This is a genomic window from Neobacillus sp. SAB-20_R2A, from assembly GCF_049568635.1.
Taxonomy (GTDB): Bacteria; Bacillota; Bacilli; order Bacillales; family Cytobacillaceae; genus Neobacillus; species Neobacillus citreus.
Genome location: NZ_CP145895.1, coordinates 2,252,741 through 2,271,033 on the forward strand (window position 1 = coordinate 2,252,741; position 18,293 = coordinate 2,271,033).

The following is an 18,293-nucleotide window of genomic DNA, read 5'->3' on the forward strand; positions in this document are numbered from 1 at the left end:
AATGAAACCTAACAAAAAGGGGATGACACGGTCATCCCCTTTTTGCAGCTCCTGGAAAATACTTTGCCGCTTTTATTGTCCGAAAGTTTACCCAATTGAAAAATAGATATAATATGATTGCTGAAAATATTCCTGTAAACCAAGAAATGCTATAAAGCGGTTTTAGAATAGGGAGAAAATTCCCTATTAAACTAAAGATCCCAGCTAAAAGTGTAGCAGATAATGCAGGAATATTCACTGGTTTTGCAGTTTGCCTTGAAGAATATATGTCTTGTAAATTAATTTTTTTCTTACTTACAAAAAAATAATGAGCCAGCATAATCCCAATTACTGGACTGAGCAAGCCGCCAACTAGATTTAAAAATGAAAAAATACTCGTTGAATCTTCCATCAGCTTCCAAGGCATGATTAGAATTCCGATAATGGTGCTAATTAAAGCTCCAGATTTAAAGCCTAATTTTTTTGGGAAAAGTGCGGCCAACTGATAGCCTGCCGGAATAATATTCCCAACAATATTGACAGATATGGTGGATAAGCAAAGCGTCAACAGGGAGATTGCGATGGCAAATGTACTATCAAATTTGTCTATCACTTCTAACACATTCCAGATTGGAACCCCAAAAGCAATTTCCGAACCAATAATAATCGTAATACTCGCAATAGCAAAAAGAAAATAGGTAAGAATTAATCCTACAATTTGCCCAATTGACTGCTCTCTATTCGAGCGTGCAAATCTGGTGATATCGGAAACACTTACAATTTGGGCAACCCAGGTTGCTAATATTGCAGAAATACAACTAATGAAAATCAATACGGGACTTCCTTCAATTCCTTTTGGACTATAGTTTAAAATGGGAATAATTCCGCCGGCGAGGTTAACCGCCCAAACAGACATTCCGCCAAAAACAACGAAAACTAATGGGGAAATGACCTTATTTAGTTTTCCTAATGAGTCAATACCGGCATAAATAAAAATGACGTTAATGAACCAAAAGAGGAGAAAGGAAAGAAAATTGGTTAAATTTAACCCTAAAAAGCTCCAATTTCCTCCCAGTGAAAAAAAACCCGGCCAAAATTCTCCAATTAAGATGGAAACGGCCAAACTGCCGGCATAGGTTTGCAGTCCAAACCACATGATGGCAGCAATGATCCCTCTGAGCACTCCCGGAAAAACTGCTCCCCTAACTCCAAAGCTTGACCGAAGCAGAATAGAGAAGGGAATTCCATACTTAGCACCGGCATGACCATTCAAAACTAGCATACCTGCAAGTAGTACAGCTGAAATCATGATGATAAAAAAAACCTGCCATATTGTTAAACCCAACGCGAAGAAGCCGCCAATTGTAACATAAGAAGGGATGTTATGGACCGACCCCATCCAAATAGAGAAAAAATGTCCTTTTTTCCATGTTCTTGCTTCAGGTTGTGTTGGTAATAGGTCATGACTTAACATGGATAAATCTTCGAATAGGGATTGTGATTGTCCCAATGCTGCTCCCTCCAAAAGTCGTAAAATACCTAAGATTCTATAGGTGCTTTTTTAAAAATGTATACAAACAAACAGATGACACCCGATATCGCAAAGCTAATCCAAATCGCTTTAAGGTCATTGGTGAACGGAATCAATAAAAAGCCCCCCGCTGCTCCAATCAATGAGGAATATGGTATGAGCACGGGAATGGGCTTGCTGCTAAGAATGATGTACAGCATTGGAATAATTATCGAGGCATAAATATTTCCAAAAAAGAACAATAATTTTAATGGATTCGGCGTAAGAATACTGACAATTACTAGTAAACAAACACAAACTATTCCAGAAAAAATATAGGAGTATTTCCATCTTTCATGGTTCGTTAATGGTCGAAACAATTCCAACATATTTTTTACAAACAAGGTAGTAGTTGCGTGCAATTCAGCATTTATCGCAGAAGAAATTGCGCTAAAGCAAAATAATACAAATAATATAATGAGCATTGTGGACTGAATCTTGTCCACTAATTCAAACAAAAGCGAATATATATTCTTATAGCTTCTACCGAACATAATAATCATTAATAAAGATGATATGGCTAGAGGGATGGTTGCCCAGATGCCCCCCGCTAAAGAAAAGGTCATTCTTACCTTTTCTTTTTCAATAATAAATACTCTTTGCCAGGTGGCACGGTCCATCATAATCTGTCCAAAGAAGATCAAAAGTGCGGTAAATATAAACCATATCGCATCCATATTTTTAAAGTATAAAATATAGGGATGGTAAAGCTTTATTCCGTCATATACAGGATGAACCCCTGCTTGAATATAAAAATAGACAGGAATCAGGAGGACTGCGCCAAATATCAAAGCCACATTAACGCCGGAAAACTGATGAATTCGCTGCATTCCGCTTACTCCACCAACAAAAAAACAAAAGCCCATAAACAGAATCATCCCTATAAATACGGGAATAGGGAAAATAATATGTATGAGAATCCCTGCACCCATTGCTTGAATAAAAAGCGAATAAAAGCTCGTCACAAAAAGAATAAACATTATATACCAATATCCGCTAGGAGTCAGCTTTTGCCGCATTACATCCCCAATCGTTTGTTCATTGGGAAAATTTTTTCGGATTTTTTTTGCTAAAAATCCAAATAAGATGAGAGCAAGAGCCCCCATTAATGAATAGCCGATGGCACCGGTGATTCCGTATTTTACTAGCGTTTCCGGTGCAGAAAGTATCGTATTTCCGGTAATCCAGCGTGCCAATAAGCTGACAACTCCGAAGCTAACTCCTAATTTTACAGCACCACTAATGTAAAATTGATAATCCTTCCTATTCAACGCAATGTCTCCTTCAGTCGGTAGTCACGTGGGGAGTATCCAGTTATTTTACGGAAAATTTGACTAAAATAATGCTGACTGTTAAATCCACATCTGTCTGAAATAGTATTAATGCTTAGTTCGGGATTTTCTATTAACATTCTTTGAGCTTCCTTTAATCGATAATCATTTAAATATTCTGAAAACCCCATCCCAACTTCCTCATGAAATTTTCTGCTAAAATAAGCTGGATTTATATGGATTTTCGAAGCCAAATAATTCAATGTCAATTTCTCACTATATTCTTGGTGAATAATTTGCAGGGCGTTCATGATTAGTTCAGAGTAACGTCCTATACGTTCGTATCTTTTTAACACTTCAAGTAATTCATCTTCAATAACCGGCTTAGTAATGTAATCAACAACACCAAGTCGTATCGAAGTTTGAGCATATTCAAAATTTTGAATAGCTGTTACCATAATGATATCCATTTTATGAGAACGAGTCAGTTCCGCGGCTAACTCTAATCCTGATTTTCCCGGAAGCTGAATATCCAAAAAGGCAAGCATGATATCATGTTGTTTCAGAATTTGAACAGCCTGGGATGCATCTTGTGCTTTGAAAAATTTCCATGTTGGAAATTTTTTTTGGATTAAGTATTCAAGCTGCTCTAACTCTAGCGGCTCATCATCAACTAACATGATATTCATAATCGTTTATCTCCTTGATTTTCGTTCTTATTTATATATGGAAAAACAGCCAAAATGTTGGTTTTATCATTTAACGATGTTAATTGAATAGAAGTATGTTCAGGTGAAAATAAAAGCTCCAGTCTTTTGGCGATATTTTCTAATCCCAGCCCCCCATTATGAGGCTGGTCTTCATGTTTTTCACTGGAACTGTTCCATACCGTTACATGTACATACTTCTCTTTCTTCTCAACAATTATTTTTAAGAACGCTTCTCCAGCATATTTTTCAAATGAATGCTTAAATGCATTCTCCACAAATGTCTGGATTAAAAATGGGATAATAACAGCCTGTCCAACAGAAGGATCCAAAGTGATTTCATAATGGAGTCTGTCCCGAAACCTTATCTTTTGAATTTCCAAGTAATATTTAATATAAGTCAGTTCATCATTGATCGTTATAAAGGGAGAATTCGTTTGATACTTAAATTTAAGCAGCCTTGAAAGAGCTTCAATAGAACGTATTAATTCAGTTTTACGTTCGAGCCTTGCCAAACTTAATATGGAATTCAATGTGTTAAAAAGGAAATGCGGCTGTATTTCCTGGTTTAATTGATTATAAAGGGCAGTTTGAAGTTCTTTTTCCAAAGCAATTTCCCGTGTTTGTTTTTCTAAAAGGTCAATCCTTTTTTCAAAGATGAACAAAAACAGCAGTGTGAATGCTCCTAATAAAGGGGCTAGCACACAAAACATAATATAAAGGGAGAAAGTATCCATCGAAAGCATATAAAAGTGACTCTCCTTTACATGGCGAAAAGGGAGTCTGCCTCACTCCCTTTTTTAATATAATATTTTATACATATTTTTTATTATTTGAAAATATTTTATTTAACAAGTTCATCCGCGTAGTGACAACTGACAAAATGATTTTTCTCCAATTGTCTAAGCGCGGGTTCCTCATTATTGCACTTTTCTGTTGCAAACGGGCAGCGTGTATGGAACCGGCATCCGCTTGGTGGGTTAATAGGGGAGGGGACATCACCTTTTAAAATGACCCGCTCTCTTTTTAACTCCGGGTCAGGTACCGGAATTGATGATAATAATGCTTTGGTATAAGGGTGGAGCGGTGAATCAAACAAAGCTTTTTTCTCAGCAATCTCGACTACCTTCCCTAGATACATCACCATGACTCGGTCAGAAATGTGCCGTACCACACTTAAATCATGTGAGATGAAAAGAAAAGTGAGCTGAAACTGATTTTGCAGCTTTTTTAATAGGTTAAGAATTTGCGCCTGGATGGAGACATCCAAAGCTGAGACAGCTTCATCACAGATGATTAATTTCGGATTCACTGCCAGTGCCCGGGCAATCCCAATCCTCTGACGCTGGCCGCCGCTGAACTCATGAGGATATCGATCTAATGCTTCTGGCGGGAGACCAACATACCCGAGTAATTCCAGCATTCTTTCCAATCTTTTTGGTTTTGGAACGACCTCTTGAATGGCCATCGCTTCATTCAAAATTTGTTTTACTGTTTGTCTTGGATTAAGAGAGGCGAAAGGATCTTGAAAAATTACCTGCAGGTCTCCTCTTAACTTTCGCATTTCTTTTTTGTTTAAATCCAAAATATTTTGTCCTGAATAATAAACCTTGCCATCTGTTGGTTCATCAAGCCTTAAAATTGCCCGCCCGGTGGTAGATTTGCCGCAGCCCGATTCGCCGACAATGCTTAAAGTCTCACCTTCAAAAAGATGGAAAGAAACATCGTCAACTGCCTTTACATATGACTTTGGTTTAAAAAGGGAGTCTGATTTGACAGGAAAATACTGCTTTAAATTTTCTACTTGTAATAATAGCTTTTTCTCGGCTTGTGCCTGCATTATTTTACAGCCTCCTGTTGTTGGGATTCTGTCCATTGACTTGTATACATCCAGCAGCGGACCTTTACACCATCCGGTTGTGCTGCCAGTTCTGGTTGACGCTCATGGCAAATTGGCTGATTAAAGGGACATCTGGATGCAAATCGGCAGCCAGGAGGCATATTATAGGGACTTGGGACACTGCCTTCAATGGTTTGCAATTCATCTTGATCCTCATGGATTTTAGGTAATGAGGCTATTAAACCTTGCGTGTAAGGATGTCTTGGATCCGAAAAAATCTTATTAGTTGGCGCATGCTCTACAATGTTACCGGCATACATGACGGCAACTGTATCACAGGTTTCAGCAACAACTCCCAAATCGTGGGTAATCATAATAACGCCCATCCCAAGCTTAGTTTGTAAATCTTTTATCAATTCCAAGATTTGCGCCTGAATAGTTACATCCAAGGCTGTTGTCGGTTCATCCGCAATTAATACCTCAGGAGTGCAAGCTAGTGCCATTGCAATCATGACACGCTGCCTCATGCCGCCGCTTAATTGAAAAGGTTCCTGTTTTGCTCTTTTTTCAGGAGAGGGTATACCAACTAACTTCAGCATTTCTACTGCCTTGTCCCATGCCTCTTTTTTACCCAACTTTTGATGGAGTCTTAATGCTTCGGCGATTTGTTCTCCAACAGGGATGACAGGGTTTAACGAGGTCATCGGTTCCTGGAAAATCATCGAGATTTCATTCCCGCGAATTTTCCTCATTTCATTTTCTGAAAGGGAGACTAAGTCTTTACCTTTAAACAGAATCTGCCCACCGGCAATTTTTCCGGGAGGGGAGGGGATTAACCTTAGAATGGAAAGAGATGTCATACTTTTTCCACAGCCGGATTCACCTACAATCCCTAATGTTTCGCCCTTCCTTAGTGTAAAATCGATGCCGTCAACGGCTCTACTGACACCACGCTTCGTGTGGAAATGTGTTTTTAAACCTTTCACTTCTAAAATCGGTCTGTTTTCAGCATTCATGACCGTTCACCACCTTTTAATTTAGTTCAATCCGTTTATTAAAGAATCGATATAGTACATCAACACATAAATTCACGATAACGAAAACTAGCGAGGCTACTAATACTCCTCCTTGTACCATCGGAAGATCGCGCATCCTGATAGAATCTACGATCATCCTTCCTAATCCATTAATAGCGAAAATCGACTCGACTAAAACGGTACCGCCAAGCAATGCGCCAAACTGTAGGCCTACAACGGTGATTACAGGAATTAATGCGTTACGTAAAGCATGCTTATAAACGATTACTCGCTCACGAAGACCTTTAGCACGAGCAGTTCTTATATAATCCTGACGAATAACTTCAAGCATACTTGATCTCGTCATTCGGGCAACAATAGCTGCGCCGCCAGCACCTAATGTAAGAGCTGGAAGGATCACGTGAAGAATGCTATCCCATCCGGCGACTGGCAGTATCTGCAATTTTACAGAAAAGAAATACATCATCATTAAACCAAACCAAAAGCTTGGTAATGAAATCCCTAATAAAGCGACAATCATAACCGTTGTATCTGTCAGGGAATAAGGTTTAACTGCAGATATGATGCCAGCAGCCATTCCTAAAACGATCGTAATGATGATACTGAAAAAGGCAAGCTCCATAGTTATTGGTAATCTAACCAATATTTCCTCTAGAACAGGCTGGCTATTTTTAAGGGATACCCCAAAATCACCACGAAAAACGTTCATCAAGTAATCAAAATACTGTACGTATAGTGGTCTATTTAACCCTAATTGTTCCCGAATGGCTTCAATGGTATCTTTAGAAGCACCTTCGCCAGCAAGCAATACAGCGGGGTCCCCCGGAACAAGCTGCATAATAATGAACACTACAAACGTTACCCCAATAACCACAGGAATTGTTTGCATTAAACGGCGTAAGATAAACATTAACATCGTTGGTCAACCTCCCTATTTCTTCATTCTTGGATCAAACGCATCTCGTAATCCATCACCAAAAATATTAAAACCTAAAACTAGTATGGAAATGGCCAGCCCTGGAAAAATAGCGATATAAGGTGCTGAGAATAAGAAATCCCTTCCGTTGCTTAACATCGTCCCCCACTCTGGAGATGGGGGCTGGGCACCAAGCCCAAGGAAGGATAGGCCAGCTGCTGAGAGAATGACAGTTGCTAGTCTTAGTGTCCCTTGTACAATGATAGGTGACAGAATATTCGGTAATATATGTTTAAAAATAATTGTTATATCATTCGCTCCCAGCGAACGGATGGCATCAATGTACTCAAGCCGCTTTACTTCTAAAGTCGAACCGCGAACAATTCGGGCAAATAACGGAATCGAGTATGCTCCTACTGCAATGGTTACATTTGTTAAGCCTGGTCCAAGTGCACTGATGATTGCCAATGCTAGTAAAATTCCAGGGAAAGCTAGCAGAATATCCATGATTCTCATAATCGTAGAGTCAATCCATTTTCCATAGTAGCCCGCTACAAGTCCAAAAATAATACCGAAAAAGGCACCGAAGATTACCGCGGTGATTCCAATCCCCATTGACAGTCTCGATCCATATAGAATCCGACTTAAAATATCTCTTCCTTTATCATCTGTTCCCATCCAATGATCTGGGGACGGGGGTATTAATTTATTTTCCAATTTAATTTCGTATGGATCATAAGGAGCAAGTAATGGTGCGAAGAGTGCAACTATTATATAGAAAAGTATAATGATAGCACCAACCATCGCCGCTTTATTTTGCATTAAAATGGAAAGGAAATCTTTCAGTTTAGATTCTTTTGGATGATTCATAGTTTGTGTTACTACAACTGTTTGTTTTGTTTTTGCTTCAAGTGTCATGTAAAACCCTCCTTATTTATTTTATTTGAAAGAATGCTGTAGTTTCTGGTTGTCATGTTCCTCCTTATGAAAGCTAATTTTTTTATGTGGAATAAGTACAAAATTATCAAAATTTAAGTGAAAGTAAATATTTTTTAAATTGTTTGTCAAAATAGTTAAAATTTAAGTAAATATTCTGTAAATATTTCAAATCATCATCTTCTATAATGCAGATAAGCAAATTTAGAGGCAGGTGAAAAAACGGATACAGCTTAGATATAGAATTTAAATAACATCATAAAGGGGAAAGTGATATGGAGAAAAAAAGACACACCATGAAAAATGGCATTCTATTTGTTTTAATAGGATTAATGCTGCTGTTTGCTCAAGCTTGTTCAACGAAATCAGCTAATACCAACGAAACAACAGGGAAGAAAGATGAAGTTAAAAAAGGTGGAATACTTACTGTAGTTCGTCTTTCTGATGCAACGAAATTAGACCCACATTTTATAACCGATATTCCTTCTGCTAATGTTGTATATCAAAAGGTATATCAGGGACTGGTTGTACCAGATAAAGATTTTAAAATTCAACCACTGTTAGCAAAAGAATGGAAGGTCGTAAATGATACAACTTGGGAATTTAAATTAAGAGAAGGTGTTAAATTCCATGATGGAGCATCATTTAATGCAGAAGCTGTGAAGGCGACATTTGATCGTTTATTAGATCCAAAAACTGGATCGCCACAGCGTACGAAATTTGCCATGATTAAAGAAGTAAAAATTGTTGATGATTATACCGTTCAATTCTTGCTTGACTATCCATATGCTCCACTTCTATCTATATTAGCTAGCCAAGAAGGAAGCATCATTAGTCCAAAAGCGTTGGCTGAAAATCCAGAAAAACTAGCTGAACATCCAGTTGGAACTGGCCCATTTGTTTTTAAAGAATGGAAAAGCGGTCAAGAAATTTCACTTACGAAAAATGAAAATTACTGGGGGAAAAAACCAAATATCGATGGCGTAGTATTTAAAGTTGTTCCAGAAGATGCAACTCGTCTAGCCATGATTGAAACGGGCGAAGCGCATATCAACGATCAAGTCCCTGTCACTGAAATTGAACGGATCGAAGCTTCAGATACCATGGAGCTTTATCGCACCGAAGGACTTGCTGTTGAATTCCTCGGCTTTAACGTAAAGAAAAAACCATTTGATGATGTAAGAGTCCGTAAAGCAATCAGCCATGCGATTGAAAGAGAAGCCATCATTAAAGGTGTTTATAATAATGTGGGGACCCTTGCTAACGTTGCCATGAGCCCTAAAGTATTCGGTTATAGCGACAAGGTAAAGCCGTATGATTATGATTTAAATGAAGCCAAAAAATTGTTAAAAGAAGCAGGCTATGAAAAAGGTTTAGAGATTACCTTAGTTACCAGCGATCGTAAAGAACGTATAAATATGGCTGAAGTTATTCAATCTCAGTTAAAAGGGATTGGGGTAAATGTGAAGATTCAAGTGATGGAATATGGCGCATTTATTGAAACTCTTAATAAGGGACAACATGAAATGGTCATCAACGGATGGGGAAATGCCACTGGCGATGGAGATTATAACCAATACAACTTATTCCATACTTCTTCACAAGGTCCTGCAGGGAACCATTTCTACTATAGTAATCCTGAAGTAGACAAATTGATTGAAGATGCGCGTAGAGAAACTGATGAGAAAACACGCTTAAAACTGTATGAAGAAGTTATGCAAAAAGAAATTGACGATGCAGTTTATATTCCAATCCGCAATTACGAGTACTTAGCAGTAAGTAATAAAAATGTAAGCGGGTATTGGTTAAACGCTTCAAACTACCTAATGATTGATGATGTAGTTATTAAGTAAAAAGCTTGATTAAATGTTGATGAAGGAAAAGTACCTTTTTACAAAAGTGCTTTTCCTAATTTTTTTTCATAGGAGGAAATGAAATGACGACTTTTTGGTTAACAAATGTTCGTTTAGAAAAAGGCTTCAAATATGAAAATGAACGTATTACCGCTACTGAAACAGAAATTTGCCATTTGAAAATTGAAGGAGGCAAAATCACCGAAATCACTAGTGAATTGCCTAACTTGGAAAAGCAGGTTGATGCGAAGCAGCAGCTATTACTGCCATCCTTACGAGATATGCATATTCACATCGATAAAACCTATTATGGCGGACCTTGGAAAGCGTGTACTCCAATCACAAAAGGGATCTTTACCAGATTAGAAGAAGAAAAGGTGCTTTTGCCAAAGCTTTTACCAACTGCACAGGAACGCGCTGAAAAAATGATTGAATTATATATTCGGAATGGGCATACCCATATCCGCACCCATTGTAACGTCGATCCAGTCATAGGATTAAAAAATTTGGAAGCCACTGTGAATGCTTTGAAAAAATATGAGGATGTCCTAACCTATGAAATCGTCGCCTTCCCGCAGCATGGTCTCCTCAGGAGTGATTCTGTTCAATTAATTCGCGATGCGATGAAAAATGGAGCTACCCTGGTAGGGGGGGTTGACCCGGCAACGGTTGATAGAAATATTGAAAAATCATTAGCGACGATTTTTGAAATTGCTGTTGAAAACGATAAGGGTGTCGATATTCACCTTCATGATCCTAACACATTAGGTGCATTTACTTTTGAAAGAATGGCTCACTATACGGAGCAAGCCGGGTTAAAAGGAAAAGCAACCATCAGCCATGGGATAGCACTAGGCGATTTATCGGGGGAAGCACTCGTTGAAATGGCGGCTATTTTAAGAGAACAAGAGCTTGATGTGACAACAACTGTACCAGTTAATCGTCCTACGATACCAATTCCGACTCTTGATAATTTGGGTGTTCCGGTTTCCGTAGGCCATGATAGCATCACGGACCACTGGTCTCCATTTGGCACTGGAAATACCATTCAAAAGCTTGGAACCCTTGCAGAGAGGTTCCGATTGAGCGATGAATACTCTTTATCAACTGTCTTAAAATATGGAACTGGCGGTATAACGCCACTTAATGAAAAAGGGGAACGTGTCTGGCCAAAGGTTGGCGATGACGCAACCATGATGTTAGTAAATGCATCTTGTTCAGCAGAAGCAATCGCAAGGCGGGCCACTGTAGAAGCCTTATTTTTTAAAGGGAAAAAGGTCGAAAGTAAGCTAACGGAAACAAATGAAGTAAGAGTGTAAGTGAGGGGGAATGAAGAATGACTGCTTCATATTGGTTGACAAACGTTCGATTAGAAACTGGATATCAACAAGATGAGAAGGGGGTTTATGAAACGAAAACATCACTCTTCCATTTGAAAATAGAGGATGGGAAATTTGTTGAGAAAAAAGACACTACTTTTGTTATCCCATCCGGGGAAACAAAAATAGATGGGAAAGGATTATTAGCGGTTCCTACCTTTAAGGAAATGCATAATCACCTTGATAAAACCTATTTATCTCTTGATTGGAAGGCTCCAATACCAGCAAAAAATTTGACTGAACGCTTACGCTTGGAAGCATTGGAACTAGAGGAATTGGCTTCATCAACTAAGCAGCGCGCCAGCGCCATGATTGAGCTTCTTCTTTCACAGGGGTCCACACATATCCGCACCCATGTGAATATCGATCCGTATATCGGTTTAAAAAACCTGGAAGGCGTCAAAGCGGCACTAGAGGATTATTCCGATAAATTAACCTATGAAATCGTCGCTTTTCCGCAGCATGGACTTTTAAGGGACAATGTTATTTCCTTAATGAAGGATGCCATGAGAAATGGCGCAAATATTGTTGGCGGGCTGGACCCAGCAGGGATTGATCGTAACATAGAAAAATCTTTATATGAAGTTATGAACCTAGCAACAGAATTTGATGCTGACGTGGATATCCATTTGCATGACGGCGGTCATGTTGGCTATTATACGGTAGATAAATTAGCTGAATTGGTTGAAGAGGCAAAATGGCATAATCGTGCAGCCGTCAGTCATGCCTTTAGCTTAGGGGATGTGCCGATTCCACAGCAGGAAGAGATTGCTGAAAAGCTTAGCAATTTAGGGATGTCGATTATGTCCACGATTCCAATTAATAGAACGCTTCCTCCAATTGATTTATTTGACCGCAAAGGGGTTAATGTCTATTTAGGCTGTGATGGTTTCTATGATTCATGGGGACCGTTTGGTACAGGTGATGTACTTGAGAAGGTGACCCGCTTCGGAGAGTTATACCGCAAGAGCGATGAACTGTCGCTGTCTCAATCGTTAAAATTTGCAACAGGAGGACCAACACCATTAACGAAAGATGGAAAAGTGGCTTGGCCGCTTGAAGGAGACGAGGCCAACCTTGTTCTGGTTAATGCATCTTGTACAGCAGAAGCGGTTGCAAGAACACCAAAACGAGAAGCTGTTATTTTTAGAGGGAAAGTCGTTTCGGGTCAAATTTAATCCTTCATGGAAGATAACATTCTCTATAAGCAAAAGCCCATTAATTGGGCTTTTTTTAATGGAATATGGAAGCTTTTGCCTTTATAAATCAAACTGAAAAGTTAATAATTTGATAATGTTTTTTATACGGGGAGTTAAGTTCTGTAAGGTACAATCAATGTACGTCGACGAAGTCAGGCTTGTATTAAAAATTATTGAATTAGGAGATGAAAGAATGATTAAGAAAGCTAAAATAATATCACCTTTACTCGGATTGACAATAGCATTAGGAGTGTACAGTTACAGCACACAAGCGAACGCAAGCGAACAAAATACAGCAACCAAAACAGAACTAAATAAAGTCCAAGATTCAAATAAAAAGCAATCAGAAAATAAGCTAACTAAGGGTCAGAAAATGGCTAACATTCTTAGCAGTACAAATTGGCAAGGTACAAGAGTATACGACAAAAATAATAATGATTTAACAAAAGAGAATGCAAACTTCATAGGTCTTGCGAAATATGATGCCCAATCAGGCAGATATGAATTTTTTGATGCTAAAACGGGTAAGAGCCGTGGTGATAAAGGAACTTTCTTTATCACAAATGATGGAAAGAAGAGAATATTAATTTCAGAATCAATGAATTATCAAGCTGTTGTCGAAATGACAAAACTAACTAATGATGTTTTTACCTATAAAAGAATGGGTAAAGATGCTAATGGTAACGATATAGAGGTATTTGTAGAACATGTTCCATATAAAGAAAAAGAGCTTTCCTTTACTGATCCCGATAAGCAGTTAGACACTGCTACAGGAGATATTGTTAAAGATGTGGATGGAGATAAAATTTTAGGGAGCACTCTTTGGCATGGAACAAAGGTCCTAGATTTAGAAGGAAATGACGTAACAAATTATAATTCAAATTTTATAAGTGTGGCAAAATTTGATGATAAGACTAATAAATATGAGTTTTTCCATGCTAACACAGGAGAAAGCCGTGGTGATTATGGCTACTTCGATGTTGTCCATGGAAATAAAATAAGAGCCCATGTTTCAATTGGAGATAGAAAGTATGGTGCGGCTCTAGAACTTACAGAGCTAAATCAAAATAAATTTACGTATAAAAGAATTGGTAAAGATAAAGATGGCAAGGACATAACTGTATTCGTTGAACATGAACCATATAAAGATGATCTTAAACCCAAATTTAGTTTTTAAAGGATTCAAAGAAGATTGACATGCTATTTAGAAAAAGGTTGTCCTCGGGTAAAGTGACAACCTTTCTTTCCTTTATGGTAATGTTTATAAAACTGTACCTCTGTCAGGAGGCCTTCTAATGTCTATTCGGCTGAGATTATTGATTTCGCATACAACCATGCTAATCGTAACGCTAGTAATTTTCATAGTAAGCGCTTTGTTGATTCCAGTGGCGATTACAGGCGATGTCAGGAGTATTAAAGATTTGTATACACGTCAATATGCACTTAAGCCTCTAACTAAACAGGAGGAAACTGCATATCTAGATGTGAAATATTTAGCCAAAAAACAATCAGATCAATTGCTAAATGAGGCTATGCTTAAAGGATTTGATCAAAAACTCAGTTCTGTGCACTCGGGATTAATTATCCGTAAAGGAGATAAAATTGTTCATTCCTCAAAAAATTTAGAGTCCATCCAGGATGCAAAAAAACTTCCTCCGTTTGAACCAGAAAACATTAAGGTGAGAGATACGATCAGTATAGGTCATCAATTTTTTTTATATGTAAAGTTTGATTTTTATTTTCATGATCAAGAAAAAGGCAGTGTTATCATATTGAGGGAAGTGAGTCCTTTTGTTGAGCTATCAAGGAGCTTATTTCCATTAATATTTGGGCTATTATTTTTTACTTTAATTCTTATAAATGGTCTATTAAGTTTTTTTGTATCGAAAAGTATTATTAAACCGTTATTTTCATTGAAAAAGGCAACAGAACAAATGGGTGAGGGAAATTTAAATGTTAGAATCGAAAATAACAGGCAGGATGAGATCGCTCAGCTTAGTCACGCATTTGACAAAATGAGGATAAAACTAAAAGAATCAATTGAACTACAGCTTCAATATGAGGAAAACCGGAAAGAATTGATTTCTAACATCTCACATGATTTAAAAACTCCGATTACCGCTATTAAAGGATATATTGAAGGAATTCAAGATGGTGTTGCAGATTCACAAGGGAAAATGGAGAAATATCTTTCTACCATCAAACGAAAAGCTACAGATATGGATCAATTAATTGACGATTTATTTCTTTTTTCCAAACTTGATCTAAAAAAGCTGCCGTTTTCCTTCGAGGATATTGACATAATCCGTTTTATCGACAATTTTGTTGAGGAAATAAGATTTGATATAGAGGAAAAGGATATTAATATTTGTGTTGAAAATAGAACAGAAAACGAGGTATTAGTCATTGCCGACCGTGATAAGTTAAGAAGAGTATTGACAAATATTATTGATAACTCGATAAAACATTTGAACAAGGCAGAAAAACAAATAGAAATTTACATTAAAGGTGAGGCAAATTTTGTAGAAATTGAAGTCCGTGATAATGGTTCAGGAATTGCGCAAGAGTCACTGCCTTATATATTTGAACGTTTTTATCGCGTGGATACATCAAGAAATAAATCAACCGGCGGCAGCGGTCTTGGTCTTGCGATCGCAAAGCAAATTATCAACGAACATGATGGAGATATTTGGGTTAAAAGTCAGTTAGGATCAGGTACAAGTATCTTTTTTACTTTGAAGAAGGAAAATTAGCGTGGTGAATTAGTTGAAAAAAATATTAATTATAGAAGATGATCTTGATATTGGTGAATTACAACAGGATTACCTAGAGATTGATGGTTATGAAGTTGAATTGCAAACCTCAGGTAAAGAGGGATTAAAACGTGCACTAAATAAAGATTATGACTTATTAATTATCGATATCATGCTGCCGGAGGTAGATGGGTTCGAAATATGTAAACAAGTTAGAGCTGTAAAAAATATCCCAATCTTAATTGTCTCAGCCAAGAAGGAGGATATTGATAAAATAAGAGGTTTAGGGCTAGGAGCTGATGATTATATTATTAAACCTTTCAGCCCCAGTGAGCTTGTTGCCAGGGTAAAAGCGCACCTGTCGCGATATGAACGACTTATAGGGAATAATGATATTACAAACAAAGAAATAAGAATACGAGGACTTGTCATTGATGAATTGGCTCGAAAAGTCTTAGTAAATAATCAAAAGATATCCTTAACTGCAAAGGAATTTGACTTATTACTTTTCCTAGCTAAGCACCCTAACAGAGTCTTTAGTAAAGAGGATCTCTTCGAAAGTATTTGGGGGTTAGATTCATCTGGGGATATAACCACTATCACGGTTCATATAAGGAAAATCCGCGGTAAAATCGAAAAAGATCCCTCGAAACCTCAATTTATTGAAACCGTTTGGGGTGCGGGATATATGATGTCTGTTTAAACAAGTGTTGACTTTAATTTTTTTTAAAAATATAGATAGGATTTGATTATGATACTTTTAAAACAATCTATTTGTATTTATTTGATTGTGTCATTCTCACCGCCTTTACTTTTTTAAAGCGCTTTCTACAGGATCCTTATTCTTATTTTAAAGAGGAAATTTTAACGGTCTTTGGATATAGAAACTAAAAAACTACGATAACGCTTATGCATTCCGTACAAAGGTTTGTGAAAGAACTTTGACGTTGCATGCAAAATAAAAAAAATAATCCCTGCTGTGCAAGGAGTATAAATTCTGCTTGCACAGCAGGGATAGGGTTTAATACTTTTTTATGAATCTATTTGAAGTTTTTTGTTTAGCAGTCTGTATATTTTTATAGCTAATTGAATTTGAAGCAGTTCTTCTGCATTTTTTAAATCACTGTTCAAGATTTCTTTAATTTTTTCAATTCTATATATGAGAGTATTACGGTGCAAAAACATTGCTTTCGCAGTTTCACTAATATTAAGGTTATTGTGAAAATAATTCTCTAAGGTATTAATATAGCCGGTACCATGGAATTTATCATGCTCATATATTTTTCCGAGACGTTTCATGAAGAAGTCTTCAAGCTCCATATCTTTTACGTTTGAATCCAAAAAGTGATAGATGCTATGGTCTTCAAAATGCGAGATACCCCCACGGTCATCGAACTTTTGCATTAGTCTTATGGATTCATTGGCTTCAGAGAAGCTCTTATGCAGGGATTGTATTCTTTCATACTGTCTGCCAATTCCAATTAAGAAAGTGGTATTTTTAATATGTTTCCCTAGAACATCGTATATTTTTTGGGCATATTGTTTCGCTTCATTAACGGAAATCGGTGCTCTATTTTCGTGCTGTCCAATCAAAATAATAATTCGGTTATTACGGTGAAAGCAGGTAACTTCTCCATTGGAATAATTAGAATGCTCATAAACTAAATCCACGCATTTTTTGGATCTGTTCTCCACTTGAACCCTTCTGGCGACCAAATCCTCAAATTGATCCTGATCATTGGAATCTATATTAATCACCATACTATGGTACTTATATTGTGAATTTAATCCATGCATTTCACTTAAAGTCTGAATGGATTCAGTTGAGGTGATTTTTCCAGTGAGCAAATCATCAAAAAAGTCCTGCCTAATTTTTAACTTCACTTCCTCGATTTCCTTCGCTTTAATTCTTTCCAGGGCAATGTTCGTTGATGCTTGTTCCAAAATGATAAAGTCAAACTCGGTTAACTCACGTACAGTTTCCCAAACGATTATATACCCGTAAATATTACTTGCTGCAGCTACAGGCAAAATACGGCATTTAACTTCTATATCCTCTAAACGGAATAGTCTTTTAATTGATCTTTTCATATCACTTATATCTTCAGGTATAGCGTCTATGAACTCTTTAGGAAAGGAAGGTCTATTTTTAATTAAATCAAAACAATACGAAAGTGGTACTTTGTTGTTGATGTGCTCAATTGCGTTCACCAGCTTCCAATCTTGATCGACTATGATTACCGGATTACCAATTGTCTCTGACAACATGGAGGAAATCCGCTCAATTCCTCCGCCTTCAAGTGTAATTCTGAAGAACAAACTATGCATATCCAATGTTTTTCTATTTAATAAATCATACCTGCCTGATGCTTTCTCGTTGATAATCGAAATGACCCTTGAAAGGGTGTATTGATAGGGAAGCTCTATAAGCGGAAAACCATACTCATTCGCTTTATCAATCATATTTTTCGGAAGTGTATCGAAGTAACGTTTCATTTTCACGATCAGTCCAGCACAGTTAATTTCAGCAAGCTCTTTAATGATTCTGTTTTGTAATTTCTCATTATCCTTGAAAATATAGCCAGTCGATAGCAGCAATTCATTTGGTGAAAGCCAGTCGAAAGCATCAGGATTTTCAATAATATTTACGATTGAAATTTCATTGTTAATTCCTTTTTCTCCCGCAACAATCTTTATGCCATCAATCGCTTTTATATTAAATAGTTCTTTAACCGTAAGCAAACTTCTCTCGCCCCTTTGTCAAAATTTAAACACAATCCATTATGCAAGTTGCACAATTGAATAGATAGCTTTTTGGATTTTATAAACGATGACGGTGTTATGCATTATATC

14 protein-coding genes and 1 pseudogene are annotated in these 18,293 nt (G+C 37.3%); 6 read left to right on the forward strand and 9 right to left on the reverse strand.

Going from position 1 to position 18,293, the window contains the following annotated elements; translation table 11 throughout:
* Positions 1-31: 31 nt before the first annotated feature.
* The 8 genes from ncs1 to V5M37_RS11125 all read right to left on the reverse strand — a co-directional run bounded on the left by ncs1 (position 32) and on the right by V5M37_RS11125 (position 8,190).
* Positions 32-1,489, reverse strand: coding sequence for an NCS1 family nucleobase:cation symporter (ncs1, locus tag V5M37_RS11090; RefSeq protein ID WP_423801971.1), 1,458 nt, complete (start codon positions 1,487-1,489; stop codon positions 32-34).
* 29 nt (positions 1,490-1,518) lie between these two features.
* Complete coding sequence (locus V5M37_RS11095) at positions 1,519-2,820, reverse strand: hypothetical protein (RefSeq protein WP_423801972.1); 1,302 nt, start codon at positions 2,818-2,820, stop codon at positions 1,519-1,521.
* Entirely contained in the window at positions 2,817-3,509 is a 693-nt protein-coding gene (locus V5M37_RS11100; protein WP_423801973.1) for a response regulator transcription factor, read from the reverse strand. The genes V5M37_RS11095 and V5M37_RS11100 overlap by 4 nt, the downstream gene beginning before the upstream one ends.
* Positions 3,506-4,273, reverse strand: coding sequence for a sensor histidine kinase (locus tag V5M37_RS11105; protein ID WP_423801974.1), 768 nt, complete (start codon positions 4,271-4,273; stop codon positions 3,506-3,508). The genes V5M37_RS11100 and V5M37_RS11105 overlap by 4 nt, the downstream gene beginning before the upstream one ends.
* A gap of 98 nt (positions 4,274-4,371) precedes the next feature.
* Complete coding sequence (locus tag V5M37_RS11110) at positions 4,372-5,367, reverse strand: ABC transporter ATP-binding protein (protein WP_423801975.1); 996 nt, start codon at positions 5,365-5,367, stop codon at positions 4,372-4,374.
* Positions 5,367-6,383, reverse strand: coding sequence for an ABC transporter ATP-binding protein (locus tag V5M37_RS11115; RefSeq protein ID WP_423801976.1), 1,017 nt, complete (start codon positions 6,381-6,383; stop codon positions 5,367-5,369). The genes V5M37_RS11110 and V5M37_RS11115 overlap by 1 nt, the downstream gene beginning before the upstream one ends.
* A gap of 16 nt (positions 6,384-6,399) precedes the next feature.
* On the reverse strand, positions 6,400-7,320 hold the full coding sequence (gene nikB / locus V5M37_RS11120) for a nickel ABC transporter permease (RefSeq protein ID WP_423801977.1): 921 nt from the start codon (positions 7,318-7,320) through the stop codon (positions 6,400-6,402).
* A gap of 15 nt (positions 7,321-7,335) precedes the next feature.
* Positions 7,336-8,190 carry an ABC transporter permease gene (locus V5M37_RS11125; RefSeq protein WP_423802604.1) on the reverse strand — a complete coding sequence of 285 codons (855 nt, stop codon included), beginning with the start codon at positions 8,188-8,190 and terminating at the stop codon, positions 7,336-7,338.
* Positions 8,191-8,552: 362 nt separating this feature from the next.
* Here V5M37_RS11125 and V5M37_RS11130 point away from each other — a divergent pair, with 362 nt between their 5' ends.
* The 6 genes and pseudogenes from V5M37_RS11130 to V5M37_RS11155 all read left to right on the forward strand — a co-directional run bounded on the left by V5M37_RS11130 (position 8,553) and on the right by V5M37_RS11155 (position 16,143).
* Entirely contained in the window at positions 8,553-10,109 is a 1,557-nt protein-coding gene (locus V5M37_RS11130; protein ID WP_423802605.1) for a glutathione ABC transporter substrate-binding protein, read from the forward strand.
* 83 nt (positions 10,110-10,192) lie between these two features.
* Positions 10,193-11,428, forward strand: coding sequence for an amidohydrolase family protein (locus V5M37_RS11135; protein WP_423801978.1), 1,236 nt, complete (start codon positions 10,193-10,195; stop codon positions 11,426-11,428).
* A 17-nt stretch (positions 11,429-11,445) separates the two neighbouring features.
* Positions 11,446-12,666, forward strand: a complete 1,221-nt coding sequence (locus V5M37_RS11140) for an amidohydrolase (RefSeq protein WP_423801979.1) — start codon at positions 11,446-11,448, stop codon at positions 12,664-12,666.
* Between the two features lie 367 nt (positions 12,667-13,033).
* Positions 13,034-13,864, forward strand: a pseudogene (locus tag V5M37_RS11145) (DUF4822 domain-containing protein); the annotation flags it as partial.
* Positions 13,865-13,982: 118 nt separating this feature from the next.
* On the forward strand, positions 13,983-15,440 hold the full coding sequence (locus V5M37_RS11150; protein WP_423801980.1) for an ATP-binding protein: 1,458 nt from the start codon (positions 13,983-13,985) through the stop codon (positions 15,438-15,440).
* Between the two features lie 13 nt (positions 15,441-15,453).
* Positions 15,454-16,143 carry a response regulator transcription factor gene (locus V5M37_RS11155; protein WP_423801981.1) on the forward strand — a complete coding sequence of 230 codons (690 nt, stop codon included), beginning with the start codon at positions 15,454-15,456 and terminating at the stop codon, positions 16,141-16,143.
* A gap of 329 nt (positions 16,144-16,472) precedes the next feature.
* On the opposite strand, the gene V5M37_RS11160 is transcribed toward V5M37_RS11155, so the two are convergent.
* Positions 16,473-18,182 (reverse strand): PucR family transcriptional regulator, encoded by a 1,710-nt coding sequence (locus V5M37_RS11160; protein ID WP_423801982.1) that lies wholly within the window; start codon positions 18,180-18,182, stop codon positions 16,473-16,475.
* Positions 18,183-18,293: the final 111 nt, after the last annotated feature.